Source organism: Cupriavidus sp. TMH.W2 (assembly GCF_050847365.1).
In the GTDB taxonomy this organism is placed as follows: Bacteria; Pseudomonadota; Gammaproteobacteria; order Burkholderiales; family Burkholderiaceae; genus Cupriavidus.
This window is the reverse complement of the sequence record NZ_CP193792.1, coordinates 3,792,664-3,807,556: the sequence shown is the minus strand read 5'-3', so window position 1 is coordinate 3,807,556 and position 14,893 is coordinate 3,792,664. Positions and strand designations below refer to the sequence as shown.

Annotated in this window: 10 protein-coding genes; 5 read left to right on the top strand and 5 right to left on the bottom strand. The window is 68.9% G+C overall.

Translation table 11 applies throughout. From position 1 onward, the window contains the following. Window positions 1-10: 10 nt before the first annotated feature. Window positions 11-1,294 carry a DUF2957 domain-containing protein gene (locus tag ACREYQ_RS17480; RefSeq protein WP_432258758.1) on the top strand — a complete coding sequence of 428 codons (1,284 nt, stop codon included), beginning with the start codon at window positions 11-13 and terminating at the stop codon, window positions 1,292-1,294. 80 nt (window positions 1,295-1,374) lie between these two features. After that, a complete protein-coding gene (locus ACREYQ_RS17475) occupies window positions 1,375-2,214 on the top strand; it encodes an OmpW/AlkL family protein (RefSeq protein WP_432258757.1) in 840 nt (279 codons plus the stop codon). 216 nt (window positions 2,215-2,430) lie between these two features. On the opposite strand, the gene ACREYQ_RS17470 is transcribed toward ACREYQ_RS17475, so the two are convergent. The 3 genes from ACREYQ_RS17470 to ACREYQ_RS17460 are packed head-to-tail and all read right to left on the bottom strand — an operon-like array spanning window position 2,431 to window position 8,369. Continuing rightward, on the bottom strand, window positions 2,431-3,912 hold the full coding sequence (locus ACREYQ_RS17470) for an efflux transporter outer membrane subunit (protein ID WP_432258756.1): 1,482 nt from the start codon (window positions 3,910-3,912) through the stop codon (window positions 2,431-2,433). Between the two features lie 2 nt (window positions 3,913-3,914). After that, a complete protein-coding gene (locus ACREYQ_RS17465; RefSeq protein WP_432258755.1) occupies window positions 3,915-7,067 on the bottom strand; it encodes an efflux RND transporter permease subunit in 3,153 nt (1,050 codons plus the stop codon). A 54-nt stretch (window positions 7,068-7,121) separates the two neighbouring features. After that, window positions 7,122-8,369: an efflux RND transporter periplasmic adaptor subunit gene (locus tag ACREYQ_RS17460; protein ID WP_432258754.1), complete on the bottom strand. Its 1,248-nt coding sequence runs from the start codon at window positions 8,367-8,369 to the stop codon at window positions 7,122-7,124. Between the two features lie 638 nt (window positions 8,370-9,007). Between ACREYQ_RS17460 and ACREYQ_RS17455 the strand changes: the two genes are divergently transcribed. Continuing rightward, window positions 9,008-9,751, top strand: a complete 744-nt coding sequence (locus ACREYQ_RS17455) for a TetR family transcriptional regulator (protein ID WP_432258753.1) — start codon at window positions 9,008-9,010, stop codon at window positions 9,749-9,751. A 19-nt stretch (window positions 9,752-9,770) separates the two neighbouring features. Here the strand turns inward: ACREYQ_RS17455 and ACREYQ_RS17450 are convergent, their stop codons facing one another. Beyond that, a complete protein-coding gene (locus ACREYQ_RS17450) occupies window positions 9,771-10,865 on the bottom strand; it encodes an ABC transporter substrate-binding protein (protein ID WP_432260439.1) in 1,095 nt (364 codons plus the stop codon). Window positions 10,866-11,150: 285 nt separating this feature from the next. On the opposite strand from ACREYQ_RS17450, the gene ACREYQ_RS17445 reads away from it, so the two are divergent. Further along, window positions 11,151-11,825: a response regulator gene (locus ACREYQ_RS17445; protein ID WP_432258752.1), complete on the top strand. Its 675-nt coding sequence runs from the start codon at window positions 11,151-11,153 to the stop codon at window positions 11,823-11,825. Window position 11,826: 1 nt separating this feature from the next. Continuing rightward, window positions 11,827-13,302 carry a sensor histidine kinase N-terminal domain-containing protein gene (locus tag ACREYQ_RS17440; protein WP_432258751.1) on the top strand — a complete coding sequence of 492 codons (1,476 nt, stop codon included), beginning with the start codon at window positions 11,827-11,829 and terminating at the stop codon, window positions 13,300-13,302. A gap of 3 nt (window positions 13,303-13,305) precedes the next feature. On the opposite strand, the gene ACREYQ_RS17435 is transcribed toward ACREYQ_RS17440, so the two are convergent. Next, window positions 13,306-14,775, bottom strand: a complete 1,470-nt coding sequence (locus ACREYQ_RS17435; RefSeq protein ID WP_432258750.1) for a dihydrolipoyl dehydrogenase family protein — start codon at window positions 14,773-14,775, stop codon at window positions 13,306-13,308. Window positions 14,776-14,893: the final 118 nt, after the last annotated feature.

Sequence of the window (14,893 nt, the reverse complement as noted above, 5' to 3'; positions counted from 1 at the left end):
AGACAACGCCATGCAACCCCATCGAATGATCCCGCCGCGGGCTTCGCGCCCCGCCACTGTGCCGGCGCGCGCGCTGGCCGTGGCCGCCACCGCCATGCTTGCCGCCTGCGGCGGCGGAGGCGGCGGCAGCGATGCGCCATCCACGCCGGCGGCCGTGCAGACGCGGCTGTGCCCGGCATCGCTGGACTACACCACCACCTTCACCGGCGGCACCGGCTCCGGCGAGCTGGTGAAGGTGCAGATCGACACCACCAAGAACACCTGGCAGGTGACCTTCCTGGATTCCTCGGTGCCGCGCCAGACCGGCACCGTGCAGCCCACGCGCAGCGACCCGACCAACGGGCAGAACGTGATGCGCGGCACGCTGAAGGCGGAGACGGGGTTGCCCACCGAAAAGCTTAACCAGTGCGCGTTCGAACTGGTCGGGGCGAGCCTCGATCCGAACCGCCCGGCCAAGCTCTTCGTCGGCGAAGGCGTGATGGGCGGCACCATCCCCGGCGCGCGCATCCAGTTCAACGGCGTGCTCGGTGCCGGCGCGGTGCCCGATACCACCTTCCCGTACTTCCAGTTCATCGGCTTCGCGCAGACCGAGACCGATCTGTCGAAGATTGCCGGGCAGTACAACGGCACGGGCTTCCACGAAGTGCCGTCCAAGCAGTTCAAGACGGTGGCGCAGGACTACCGCATGGCGCTGGCCGCGGATGGTTCATTCACGGTTTGCGACAACGCCACCAACACCTGCGAGCGCAAGGGCAACAACTTCGTGCCGCAGGCCAACGGCGCGCTGCTGTCGACCAACTACAAGGCCGAGAGCCAGCCGCCTACGCTGGGCAGCACGCTGGGCAAGGCCTACCTGATCGTGGGCAAGCTGCGCGGCCAGCTGGTGCCGGTCATGATTCGCGTGGGCTATGCCAATGACTCGCTCGCCAACGGCCCGCTCGGCGCCGACGACGAGATCGGCATCGGCATGATGGCGCCGGCGGTGGCGATCACCGAGGGCACGGTCAACGGCGAATACGTCGGCGTCGACAGCAACTTCAACTACCGCGTGACCGCGCTGGTCGGCGCCGCGGCGACCATGATGGATCCGTTCCGGCCGTCCGATGCGTCGCTGGCGATTCCCTACCAGCTGGACTACTCGCAGCAGGTGCCGGGTGTGGTCCGCACGTCGCGGCGCGATGCGCCCGCGGGTTCGGCGCCGACCGGCAAGCTGATGTTCACCGGCGGCGTGTTCGGCTTCCTGGAACAGCGCGACAGCGGCCCGTACTTCACCGTCGGCGCATTCGTGCAGTAAGCACGCGACAGGCCCGGGCCATCGCCGCCCGGGCCGCCATGACTCGACCAACAGAGACATCCACTGCCGGGGGACACAAGATGAAGACCATACGCCTCACTCTCACACTGATGCTGGCCGCGCTGGCCAGCTTCGCCCTGCCTGCCCATGCCCAGAAGAAGGGCGACAACGTGGTATCCGCCGGCTGGTTCTATATCCAGACCCACGGCCAGAGCGACCCGCTGACCACCACGCTGCTGGACGTGCCGATCAACTACCCGCTCGGGCTGCCGTCCAGCTTCACCGCACCGGGCAGCAGCCTCTCCTCATCCAATGCCAATACGCTGGGGCTGACCTTCAGCCACTTCGTCACCGACCATATCGCGATCACCGCGGTGGGCGGCATCCCGCCGGAGTTCAAGCTCTATGGCCACGGCGAGCTGATCCCGCCCGGTCCGGCCGGCGCGCTCGGCCGCCAGAGCCTGGGCGATCCGTCGCTGAACCCCATCATCACCAAGGCACGCCAATGGAGCCCGGCAACGATGGTGCAATACCACTTCCTGGATCCGGGCACGCGCTTCCGGCCGTTCCTGGGTCTGGGGCTGTCGTACAACTTCTTTACCAACATCGAGGTCAACCCGGCGTTTGCGAGTTCGGTCAACAACAACCTCGGCGCGATCCTGGCGGCCGGGGCGGGGATTCCGGGCCCGACGTCGGTGAGCGCGGATGCGTCGTCGTCATGGGCACCGGTGTTCAATGTCGGCGGCACCTACAACTTTGACGAGCATTGGGGCGTGACGGCGGCGGTGACTTATATTCCGCTGAAGACGACCTCGACGATGACGATCAAGGCGGCCAATGGCACGGTGCTGTCGACGTCGAAGACCAAGCTGGAGCCGGATCCGCTGGTGTTCTTTCTGGCGGCTTCGTATAAGTTCTGACGGCAGAACGAAGAAGAGCCAGCGGCAATACCGCTGGCTCTTGATTGACCGATTGTGGTCTCCCTCTCCCGCTTGCGGGAGAGGGTTGGGGTGAGGGTGGGCGTGTCGACGAAGTAATGCGTGTCGGTATGCGAGTGCCTGCCCTCACCCCCTGCCCCTCTCCCGCAAGCGGGAGAGGGGAGCAAACCAGCAGCGCGGAAAGCGCCGCGGGTGACCTTACTGCGTCGCGGTGCCCGATGTCGCAGGCGTCGCCTGCTGCGCCACCGCACCGCTCTCCTGCAACCCGCCACCCAGCGACCGGTACAAATCGATCGCATTGTTCAGCCGCAGCTGCCGCGCCTGGATCAGCGCCTGCTCCGCGGTGAACAGCTGGCGCTGTGCATCGAGCTCGTCCAGGTAGCTGGCCACGCCGCTGCGGAAACGCAGGCGCGCCAGGTCGTAGCGCGCGGCTTCGGCATTGCGCACGTCTTCCTGGCCGGCCACCTGGTCTTCCAGCGTGCCGCGTGCCACCAGCGCGTCCGCCACTTCCGCGAAGGCCGTCTGGATGGTCTTCTCGTAGTTGGCGATCTGGATGTTCTTGCGCACGTTGGCCAGGTCCAGGTTGGACAGGTTGCGGCCATAGTCGAAGATCGGCAGCACCAATTGCGGCGCGAACGACCACGCGTGCGTGCCCGCATCGAACAGCCCGGAGAAGCTCGGGCTGATGGTGCCGGCGCTGCTGGTCAGCGTGATGCGCGGGAAGAACGCCGCGCGCGCGGCGCCGATATTGGCGTTGGCCGACAGCAGCAGCTGCTCGGCCTGGCGGATATCGGGGCGCTGCTCGAGCAGGTCCGACGGCAGGCCGGCCGGGATATCGCTGATGATGCGCTCATCCGACAGGCGCATCGGCTCGGGCAGGTTCTCGATGGTGCCCAGCGGCTTGCCCACCAGCACTTCGAGCGCGTTCTGCGCCTGCGCGCGCTGGCGCGCCAGCTGCGCGGCGGCCACGCGGGCCTGGGCCACCAGCGACTCGTTGTCGCGCAGGTCCAGCGCCGAGGTGGCGCCAGCGTCGAAACGCTGCCTGGCCAGGCCGTAGGTGCTTTCACGCGCCTTCAGCGTGTCCCGGGCAATGTCGTACTGCTCGGCGAAGGAGCGCTCGGCCAGGTAGGCCTTGGCCACTTCCGACACCAGCGAGATCTGCGCCGAGCGGCGTGCCTCTTCGGTGGCGAAGTACTGCGCCAGCGCCGCGTTGGACAGGCTGCGCACGCGGCCGAAGAAGTCCAGCTCGTACGAACTGATGCCCACGCCCACCTGGTAGGTGCTGCCGGTGAAGTCCCGGCCGGCCGGCGACTGCGAAGCCGGCGTGCGGCCGCGGGTGAAGGCGGCGGTGCCGTTCACCGTGGGCAGCAGGTCGGCGCGCTGCACCTGGTACAGCGCGCGCGCTTCCTCGATGCGCAGCGCGGCGGTGCGCAGGTCGCGGTTGTTTTCCAGCGAGGTCGCGATCAGCGACTGCAGGCGCGGGTCGCGGAAGAACTCGCGCCAGCCGATGTCGACGGCGCGGCGGGTCTCGCCGCTCTTCGCCTCGGCGGTGGCGTAGCCCTCGGGCGCCACCGGGAAGCTGCCGGCCACCGGCGGGGCAGGGCGGTCATAGTGGGGCGCCAGGGTGCACCCCGTCAGAACGCCGGCCACCAGCAGCAGCGTGGTCAGAGTCTTGGTCATGTTCAGATTTCCTCTTTCGGCTCGTGCCACTTCTGGTCCAGCATTTGCTGGCGGGCATTGCCCTTGAAGCGCTTGCGCACCACGACGAAGAAGACCGGCACCAGGAAGATCGCCAGCACCGTGGCCGTGATCATCCCGCCCATCACGCCGGTACCGATGGCGCGCTGGCTGCCCGAGCCCGCGCCGCTGGCGATCGCCAGCGGCAGCACGCCCAGGATGAACGCCATCGACGTCATCAGGATCGGGCGGAAGCGCAGGTGCACCGCTTCCAGCGTGGCTTCGACCAGGCCCTTGCCTTGTGCCTGCAGGTCCTTGGCGAATTCCACGATCAGGATGGCGTTCTTCGCCGACAGGCCGATGGTGGCGATCAGGCCCACCTTGAAGTACACGTCGTTGGGCATGCCGCGCAGCGTCACGCCGAGCAGTGCGCCCAGCACGCCCAGCGGCACCACCAGCAGCACCGAGAACGGGATCGACCAGCTTTCATACAGCGCGGCCAGGCACAGGAACACGATGATCAGCGACAGCGTGTACAGGATCGGCTCCTGCGAGCCGGCCAGGCGCTCTTCATACGACTGGCCGGACCACTCGAAGCCGAAGCCCGGCGGCAGCTTGGCGAAGTTTTCTTCCATTGCGCGCATGGCTTCACCGGTGCTGCGGCCCGGCGCGGCCTGGCCCGCCAGCTTCACCGCCGGCATGCCGTTGTAGCGCTCCAGGCGCGGCGAGCCCATCACCCACTTGGACGTCGCGAACGCGGCAAAGGCCACCATGTCGCCGTTGCTGTTGCGCACGCGCAGCTTGGTCAGGTCGTCCGGCAGGCGGCGGTCCGAGCCGTCGGCCTGCACGATCACCTTGCGCACGCGGCCTTCATAGATGAAGTCGTTGACGTAGTTCGAGCCGAAGGCGATCGACAGCGTCGAGTTGATGCTCGCCACCGTGACGCCGAGCGCCTTGGCCTTCTCGCGGTCGATGTCGATCTGCAGCTGCGCCGCGTCCTCCTGGCCTTCCGGGCGCACGCCCATCAGCACCGGGGTCTTGGCCGCCATGCCCAGCATCATGTTGCGCGCTTCCATCAGCTTGGCGTGGCCCTGGCCGGTGCGGTCCTGCAGGCGGAAGTCAAAGCCCGAGGAATTGCCCAGCTCGGAAATCGCCGGCGGGTTGAGCGGGAAGATGATCGCGTCCTTGATGAACGACAGCGCGCCGAAGGCGCGGCCGACCAGCGCCTGCGCGGTTTCGCCGGCGCCGGTGCGCTCCTTCCAGTCCTTCAGGCGCACGAACGCGATACCGCCGTTCTGGCCGCGGCCGAAGAAGGAGAAGCCCGCCACCGTGATCATCTGGTCCACCACCTTGCTTTCTTTCTGCAGGTAGTAGTCCTCGATCTGCTTGAGCACGCCGATGGTACGGTCCTGGGTGGCGCCGTTGGGCAGCTGCACCACGGTGATCATGTAGCCCTGGTCTTCGTCGGGCAGGAACGAGGACGGCAGGCGCTTGAACAGCACCACCACGCCGACGATGATGACCGCGTAGATGATCAGGTAGCGGCCGGTGCGCTTGAGGATGCGCGCCACCACGCCCTGGTAGCTGGTCGAGGCGCGCGCGAAGGTGCGGTTGAACCAGCCGAAGAAGCCGGTCTTCTCATGGTGATGGCCTGCCTCCACCGGCTTGAGCAGCGTCGCGCAAAGCGCCGGGGTCAGCGTCAGCGCCAGCAGCGCCGAGAACGCCATCGAGGCGATCAGCGACAGCGAGAACTGGCGGTAGATGTTGCCCACCGAGCCCGAGAAGAATGCCATCGGGATGAACACCGCGGTCAGCACCAGCGTGATGCCGACGATGGCGCCGGTGATCTGGCCCATGGCCTTGCGCGTGGCTTCACGTGGCGAGAGACCTTCCTCGCTCATGATCCGCTCGACGTTCTCGACCACCACGATGGCATCGTCCACCAGGATACCGATGGCCAGCACCATGCCGAACATGGTCAGCACGTTGATCGAGAAGCCGAAGGCCAGCAGCGCGCCGAAGGTGCCCAGCAGCGCGATCGGCACCACCAGCGTCGGGATGATGGTGGCGCGGAAGTTCTGCAGGAACAGGAACATCACCAGGAACACCAGCACCACGGCTTCGAGCAGGGTCTTGATCACTTCCTCGATCGAGATCTTGACAAAGGCCGAGGTGTCGTACGGCACCGAGTACTGGTAGTCCGCCGGGAAGGTCTTGGACAGCTCTTCCATCTTGGCGCGCACCGCGGTGGCCGTGGCCAGCGCATTGCCGGTCGGGGCCAGCTTGATGGCGATGGCCGCCGACGGGCGGCCGTTGGTGCGGGCCAGCGTCGAGTAGTCGGCACCGCCCAGTTCCACCCGGCCCACGTCCTTGATGCGCACCGACGACCCGTCCGGGTTGGTGCGCAGCAGGATGTTGCCGAACTGCTCCGGCGTGGTCAGGCGGCTTTCGGTGGTGACAGTGGCGTTCAGCTCCGTGCCCCTGGGCGAGGGCGTGCCGCCCAGTTCGCCCACGGCGACCTGGATGTTCTGCTCGCCCACCGCGGCGGTGACGTCCAGCGGGGTCAGGTTGTAGCCCGTCAGCCTGGCCGGGTCCAGCCAGATCCGCATGGCGTACTCGGTGCCGAACAGGTCGGCCTGGCCCACGCCCGGCACGCGGCGGATCGAGTCGATCACCTGCGCCGAGACATAGTTGCCGAGTTGGATGGCATCGGCCGTGCCGGACTTGGACGACACGGTCAGGAACATCATGTAGTTGTTCCCGGCCTTGTCCACGCGCACACCCTGCTGGCGCACTTCCGCCGGCAGGCGCGCTTCCACGCGCTTGAGGCGGTTCTGCACTTCGACCGAGTTCAGGTCGACATTCGAACCCGGCGCGAAGGCGATGGTGATGCTCGCCAGGCCGGACGACTCGCTGGTGGAGTTGTAGTAGAGCAGGTTGGGGGCGCCGTTAAGCTCCTGCTCGATCACCGAGGTGACGGAATCCTCCAGCGTCTTGGCCGACGCACCCGGATAGGTGGCGGTGACCGAGATCGTCGGCGGGGCAATGTTCGGGTACTGCGCGATCGGCAACTGCAGGATCGACAGCACGCCGCCCAGCACGATGATCAGCGCGAGCACCCACGCGAACACCGGCCGGTCGATAAAAAACTTGGCCATAAGACTGGCTCCCTTTGGTCTGGCGGTCTAGCCGTATTTGCCGGTTTGCCGGGTTCAGCCTTTCCTGGCGCCAGACTTGGCTTCGGACTGGGCCTCGGTCTTCGGGGCCGAGGCCGGGGCTGCTGCCGAGGCCGGCGCCGCAGCCGGCGCCGAGGCCCCGGCCGCGACAAACGGCACCGCCCTGGCGGGCGCGCCCACCTTGATCTTCTGCAGGCCCTCGACGATCACCTTCTCGCCGCCCTTCAGGCCCTCGGTCACCACCCAGCTGTCGCCGATGGCTTGCGGCGCCTTGACGGGCACCGCCGCGACATTGCCGTCCGTGCCCACCACCATCACGCTGGCACCCTGCGCGCCGCGGATCAGCGCCCGCTGCGGCACGGTCAGCGCGTTCTCGTCCACGCCCTGCTCGATCTTCACCCGCACGAAGGTGCCCGAGAGCAGTTCGCGCTTCGGGTTCGGGAACTGCGCGCGCAGCGTGATCGCGCCGGTGGTCGGGTCCACGGTCATGTCAGAGAACAGCAGCTTGCCGGTTTGCTCGTATTCCCGGCCGTCTTCGACGTACAGGTGCACCCTGGCGCCGCCGTTCATGCCCTTGACCGCGCCGGACTCGATGGCGCGGCGCAGGCGCGTGACTTCCGAAGCCGGCTGGGTGAAGGTGACCCACATCGGGTCGACCTGCTCCACCAGCGCCAGCTTGGTCGCCTCGCCCTTGCCCACCAGTGCGCCCTCGGTCACCAGCGCGCGGCCGGCGCGGCCGTTGATCGGCGCTGTCACGGTGGTGTAGCCGAGGTTGATCTGGGCGGTGCGCACCGCCGCCTTGGCCGAGGCCACGTCGGCGTTGGCCTGGCCGGCAGCGGCCACGGCGTCGTCGTACTCCTGCTTGCTGACCGCGTTGACGGCCACCAGCGGCTTGTAGCGCTCAGCCTTCAGGCGCGCCGACACGGCGTTGGCCTCGGCGCGCTGCAGCGCGGCCTGGGCCGAAGCCAGCGTGGCCTGGTAGGGCGCCGGATCAATGCGGAACATCACCTGGCCGGCCTTCACTTCACCGCCTTCGGTGTAGTTGCGCGACAGCACGATGCCTTCGACGCGAGCGCGCACTTCGGCCGTGCGCACGCCTTCCAGGCGGCCCGGCAGTTCATTGACGACGGCGACGGGCGACGGCGTCACGGTCACGACGCCCACTTCCGGCGGGGGCGGGGCGCCGCCCGCGGCCTTCTTGTCGCCGCAGGCAACAAGCGCCACGGCTGACAGCGCCGCTAGTGCATAGGCAGCAACGCAACTGATACGTTGGGACTTCCTCATCGATAACCCCATGATGGCAATTTGAGATCTGCCGCATTGCCCCGAACTGTCATCAGACAAACGGAAACGACACAGCGCGCCGCACGGTTTGCGGCGGACAAAAGCGTGATGCTAGCCACAAATCGCTGCGTCGCGGTGACGATTGCGACGAACGGCGGCTTTTATGTAACGACTGGATTAATGACCGGATGGCCTGCGGCAGGGATTGCCAGCTGTGCTGGGTAGGGCACAGAAGGCGGCTGGCCGAATGCCGGGCAAGCGCGTATTATATATACATCCAAGCATGTATGTTAAGTTGATGTTTTGGAAGGGACTTTCGGCGCACAACCCTGCAAGCGAAGGCCCCCGGCAATACGGATCCCGGCGCCAGTCAATCCATTGGATCGGTCCGAAATGCTCCCAATCCGCCCGGAATCACGGCGCAAACCGCCGGCTCGGGTTAGGATGCGCGCCTGCCGGGTGAGGCAGTGGCGCCTGGGAAGGCGGCAGCGCCCAGCGACGCCGACGCGCTCCAAAGAACCGACACGTCGTCCCCGCGCAGGCGGGAATGACGGAGTGGGATCAACGTTTCAGGAAGCCCAACAAGCCGGCCATGACTGCCCACTATCGGCGTTATGCAACCGGCACCAGAGACAAAAATGGTCAGACGCACCAAGGAAGAGGCGCTTGAAACGCGCCACCGGATTCTCGACGCGGCCGAAGCCGTGTTCCACGCCCGCGGCGTGGCGCGCCCGTCGCTGGCCGACATCGCCGAGGCCGCGGGTGTCACCCGCGGCGCGATCTACTGGCACTTCAAGAACAAGAGCGATGTGTTCGCCGCCATGTGCGACCGCGTCCACCTGCCGGTGGAGGCCCTGTGCGACCCCGAGCGGCTGGCGCGCCAGGAAGACCCGCTCGGCGGCATCCGCGACATCTGCGCCTATGTGATGCGCCAGACCGTGGTCAACCCGCGCTGGCGCCGGGTCTTCGAGATCATCTTCCACAAGTGCGAAATGGTGCAGGACAACGGCGCCATCTTCGAGCGCCAGCGCCAGTCGCACCAGGAGGGCCTGGTCAAGATGCGCGAACACCTGCGCCTGGCCCTGGAGCGCGGCCAGCTGCCCGCCGACCTGGACCTGGACCTGGCCGTCAACGCCTTCCATGCCGCCATCGGCGGGGTGCTTGCGCACTGGCTGTTCTCACCCCCTGACTTCGACCTCGACGCCAACGCCGAGCGCCTGTCCGACGCCCTCATCGACACCCTGAAATTCTCCCCGGCGCTGCGCCACGGCTATGTGCCGCGCCCGATGGCGGAGCTGGACCAGGAACTGTCCACGCTGTGCCAGCAGGCCTGCCCCGGCGTCCAGAAGGTCGGCCTCGATACGGGCGACCTGGTGCCCTGAGCCCGCCAGCGCTGTCGTTCTATCCGCGTATGGCCTCGCGCCAGCGTGCCAGGAACGCGCGCTTGCGCATCGCGTCCTGCGCCGCCAGCAGGCCCGGACCGACGCTGATCGGCCTGAGCGCGTAGCCCAGCCGCTCCGACAGCGCCGCCGCGGTGTGCACGCTGTCGGTATCGGTGCGGATGGTGTAGAGCTGTGAGGTCGACCTGGCCAGCAGCGCCTGGCCTTCGCGCGACAGCAGGTAGTCCAGCCACAGCCGCGCCGCATTGGGCCGCGGCGCGCGCCGGGCGATAAAGGCCACCCGCGACATCACCAGCGTGTAGTCGCGCGGGGCGATCACATCGATGGCCGCGCCGCGCTCCATCAGCGACAGCGCATACGGGCCCAGCAGGTTGTAGCCCATCACCAGCTCGCCGCTGGCAATGCGCTCGATCATCTCGGCGGTGGACGCCGACAGTTGCACGCCGGCGCGCCCCAGCGCCTGCGCCAGGTACCAGAACTCGCTGCCCATGCGCGCGTCCTGCTGCGCCAGCAGATAGCCCACGCCCGAACGCTCCACGTCATAAGTCACCACCTTGCCATGCCAGCGCGGCGTATTTTCCTGCAGCAGCCGTGCCAGCCCGCTGCGGCTGCGCGGCGGGCGCATGCCGGCCAGGTGGCGGCGGTTGTAGACGATCACCGCGGGCTCGAAGGTGGTGCCCCACGCCTCGTCGCGCCACACCGCCCAGCCGGGCAGGCCGTCACGCTCGGGCGAGGGGTAGCGCTGCGCATGGCCGTCATTGACCAGCTTGATCTGCAGGTCCATGGCCGTGCTCCACAGCACATCGGCAAAGGCCGCGTTGGGCGCGGGGGGCTTGCCGGCCAGCGCCGCGGTTTCGGCCAGGAAGCGCTGGTTGAGTTCGACCGTGTTGAGATCCTGGTAGTGCACGCGGATGCCGGGGTAACGCGCCTCGAACGCCGCGATCAGCGGCCGCGCCACTTCCAGGTCGGTCGATGCGTACACCGTGACCATGCCTTCGCGCAGGGCGCCGGCAATGGTGGCGTCATACCCGGACGGATACCCCGGCGGCGCTGCCGGCGGCCTAGACTGGGCATGAAGGGGCCACGCGGCCGGCAACGCGGCGCCGGCCAGCAGCGATGCGCCCAGCAGGCGGCGGCGCTGGGTCGAGGCGGGCGGCTCGTATATGAACGGCAGGGGCGGACGCGTGGGCACGGTGATCGGGAAGGAGCGGCTGCCTGTGGCATGACGCTGGCGCGCCGGGACCGGCGGGGCGGAGGTATTATAGGCGCCCGCGGCGGGCACGCTCCATCGGTGCAGCCCCCTGTTGTCCGGACGCTTTCCGCGCGTCTTCCCGCCGCCGCAACCGCAACATGAACTCAACCGGCAGAGGAGGAGACCGGCATGCGCATCCTGCTGGTGGAGGATGAAGTCGAACTGGCGCGCTGGGTCGCCCGCGCGCTGGAGCAGGGCGGCTTTGTGATCGAGCACGTCGCCGACGGGCTGCAGGCCGACGCCCGCCTGCAGGCCGAGGAATACGACGCGGTGCTGCTCGACCTGCGCCTGCCCGGCAAGGACGGGCTGGCCGTGCTCAAGTCCATGCGCGCGCGCGACGACCGCACCCCGGTGCTGATCCTGACCGCGCAGGACACGCTGGATGAACGCGTGCGCGGCCTGAACCTGGGCGCCGACGACTACCTGCCCAAGCCCTTTGCCATCGCCGAGCTGGAAGCCCGGCTGCTGGCACTGATCCGCCGCAGCCGCGGGCGCGCGCATCCGCGCCTGCAGTGCGGCACGCTGGTGTTCGATGGCGAGACCCGCAGCTTCACGCTGGACGGCGCGCCGCTGGCGCTGACCCCGCGCGAATCGACCCTGCTGGGCGCGCTGCTGGCACGCAGCGGCCAGCCGCTGACCAAGGCGCAGCTGCTCGACAAGGTGTTCTCGCTCGACGCCGACGTCTCCCCCGACGCGATCGAGGTGTTGGTCTACCGGCTGCGCAAGAAGCTGGCCGGGCATGGCGTCACCATCGTCACCCTGCGCGGCTTCGGCTACCTGCTGGAGCCCGAGGCCGGGCGTTGACATGCGCTGGCGGCTGAGCCCCCGCCATCCCGTGCTGCTGTGGCGCCGCGGCAGCCTGCGACGGCAGTTGCTGTTGCTGCTGGTGCCGGCGCTGGCCGCGATGATGGCGATCGACACCTGGCTCACCTACGGCACCCTGCGCGACGCCGCCAACACGGCGTATGACCGCTCGCTCTATGGCTCGATCCGCGCCATCGACAACGCCATCGGCATGGCCGGCGACAGCGTCCAGCTGACCCTGCCCGATGCCGCCATGGAGATGTTCGAGACCGCGGCGCAGACCCATGTGTTCTACCGCGTGTCGACCGAGCGCGCCGGCCAGATCGAAACCGTCACCGGCTACGACGACCTGCCGCTGCCCGCCGGCAACCTCGTCAGCAACCAGCCGCGCTTCTACGACGCCGAATACCGGGGCGACGCCGTGCGCATCGCCGCGATGGCGCGGCCGGTGTACCGGCCCGATGCGCACATGCGCGTGATCATCCAGGTGGCCGAGACCGCCGAGCCGCGCACCGCGCTGATCGGCACGGTCTGGCGCAGCGCGCTGGCGCGCGACCTCCTGCTGATCCTGCTGAGCGCTGCCATCCTGGTGGGCGGCGTCACCTACGTGCTGCGCCCGCTGGCGCGCGTGCGCGACGATGTCGAAGCGCGCTCGCCGGACGACCTGACGCCGCTGGCGTTCGAGCGCGTGCCCGCCGAGGTGCGCCCGCTGGTGGACGCGGTCAACCTGCACGTGTCGCGCTCGGCCGCGATGGCGCAGGCGCAGGCCCAGTTCATCGCCGACGCCGCGCACCAGCTGCGCACGCCGCTGGCCATTCTGAAGACCCAGGCCGAATACGCCCAGCGCCAGCTGCACACGCCCGACCCCGAGGCCGCGCGCCAGGCCGCCGGCGAGGCCGTGGGCGGCATCGTCACCCAGCTGGAGCAGGCCGCGCGCCTGACCAACCAGCTGCTGGCGCTGGCGCGGGTACGCCAGCACCCCGGCGACACCGCGCAGCCGGGCGAGGCCAGCGACGGCATCGACATCATCGACGCCGTCACCGTGGCCGAGCAGGTCGCGCTGGACTACCTGCCGCTGGCGCGCGGCAAGCAGCAGGACTTCGGCTGGGAGCCGGTGCCGGGGCTGAAGCTGCCGGTGCGCGCCGATGCCGCGCTGCTGCGCGAGGCGCTGGCCAACCTGGTCCATAACGCGATCCAGTACTCGCCGCGCGGCAGCCGCATCACGCTGTCGGCCACGCGTGCCGACCAGAGCGCCTGCCTGGTGGTGGAAGACGACGGCCCCGGCATTCCGGCCGAAGAGCGCGAGAAGGTCTTCGCGCGCTTCTACCGGCGCGTGGGCAATGCGGAGCCGGGCTCGGGGCTGGGCCTGGCGATCTCGCGCGAGATGGCGGCGCGGTTCGGCGGCACGGTGGAACTGGGCGAGGGCCTGCAGGGCACCGGCGTGCGCGCGGTGCTGAAGCTGCCGGTCGGCGAATAACCGCTAGCCGAACAATTCCTCCGCCACGGTCGGATGCAGCTGCACCGTCGTCTGCAGATGCGATTCGCGCACCCCCAGCCGCAACGCCACCGCCAGCGTCTGCACGATCTCGGGTGCGGCGTCGTCCATCAGGTGCGCACCCAGCACGCGCCCGCTGCGCGCGTTCAGCACCAGCTTGAACATCGACTGGTGCGGCGTGCCGGCAAAGCGGTGCTCCAGCGAGACAAAGCGCTTGACCACCGTGCGCACGCGCCCGGGCTTGCCGGCGGCCTCGATCGCCTGGGCCTCGGTCAGGCCCACGGCGCCAATGGCCGGCTCGCAGAACACGGCGGTGGGAACAAAGTCGAAATCGGCGCGTTCGCCGCGCCGGCCGTACAGGCGGTCGGCCAGCCAGCGGCCCTGCGCAGTGGCCACCGGGGTCAGGTGCAGGCCGTCGATGGCATCGCCCAGCGCGTAGATGCCGCGCACACTGCTGCGGAACTGGCGGTCCACGCGGATGCCGCCCTTGTCGGCAAACTCCACGCCCAGCGCTTCCAGCCCAAGGCCCTGCACATTGGAGATGCGCCCGATCGCCGCCAGCACGGCCTGGGCGCGCACCGTCTCGGTCTGGCCGGGCCGGCCGGTGGGGCGGTAGCAGACTTCCACCGCGCCGTTGGCCTGGCTCAGCAGGTGCGCGCGGGCGTTCAGGTGCAGCCGCACGCCGCGCGCCACCAGCGCATCGGCAAGCGCCGCGGAGATGTCGTGGTCGAAGTGCGGCAGCACCCGGTCGCTGGCGACCAGCAGGTCGACCTTGACGCCATAGCGCGACAGGATCGAGGCCTGCTCCACGCCGATATAGCCACCGCCGATGACCGCGATCGACCCCGGCAGGCTCTGCCAGGTGAAGACATCGTCGGAGCTGGCGGCGAGGTCGCCGCCGGGCACGTCCAGCGTGCGCGGACGCGCGCCGGTGGCAATCAGGATGCGGCGCGCGTGGATGGTCTCGTCGCCGACGCGTACTTCGCCGGGGCCGGTGACCAGCGCGTCGCCGTGCAGCACCTCGACGCCGGCCTCGGTCAGGCGCTGGGTGTAGCCGACGTTCAGCCGCGCGACTTCGGCGTTGACGCGCACGATGGCGTCGCGCCAGTCCTCATGCCCGCCGGTGTGCGACAGGCAGCCCGACAGGATGGCCGACCAGGATGCGCCGTAGGACAGCATCTTCTTGGGCACGCAGCCGCGGTTGACGCAGGTGCCGCCGATGGCGTCGCGCTCGACCAGGATCACGCGCGCGCCGTGCGCGGCCGCGCGCCGCGCGCAGGCCACGCCGCCCGAGCCGCCGCCGATCACCACCAGGTCTGCCTTGCGTACCTTGTCGTTGCGGCGCGCGCGGCCATTGCGCGCGCGCGGCACCTGCTCCACCGGCGGCGCCGCGCTGACTTCGCGGGCGCGCCGCGGTTCCCTGGCCCCGGCGGGGGTTGTCTGGCGCTTAGTCATCCATGCCTCCTGTCGCGGCACGCGGGCCGCATCGACAACAATCAGGCCAGCGCCAGAAACGGAAACCAGGCGGCCGGCCGCAGTTCGGTATTCAGGATCGACGGCCGCTCGCGCAGGA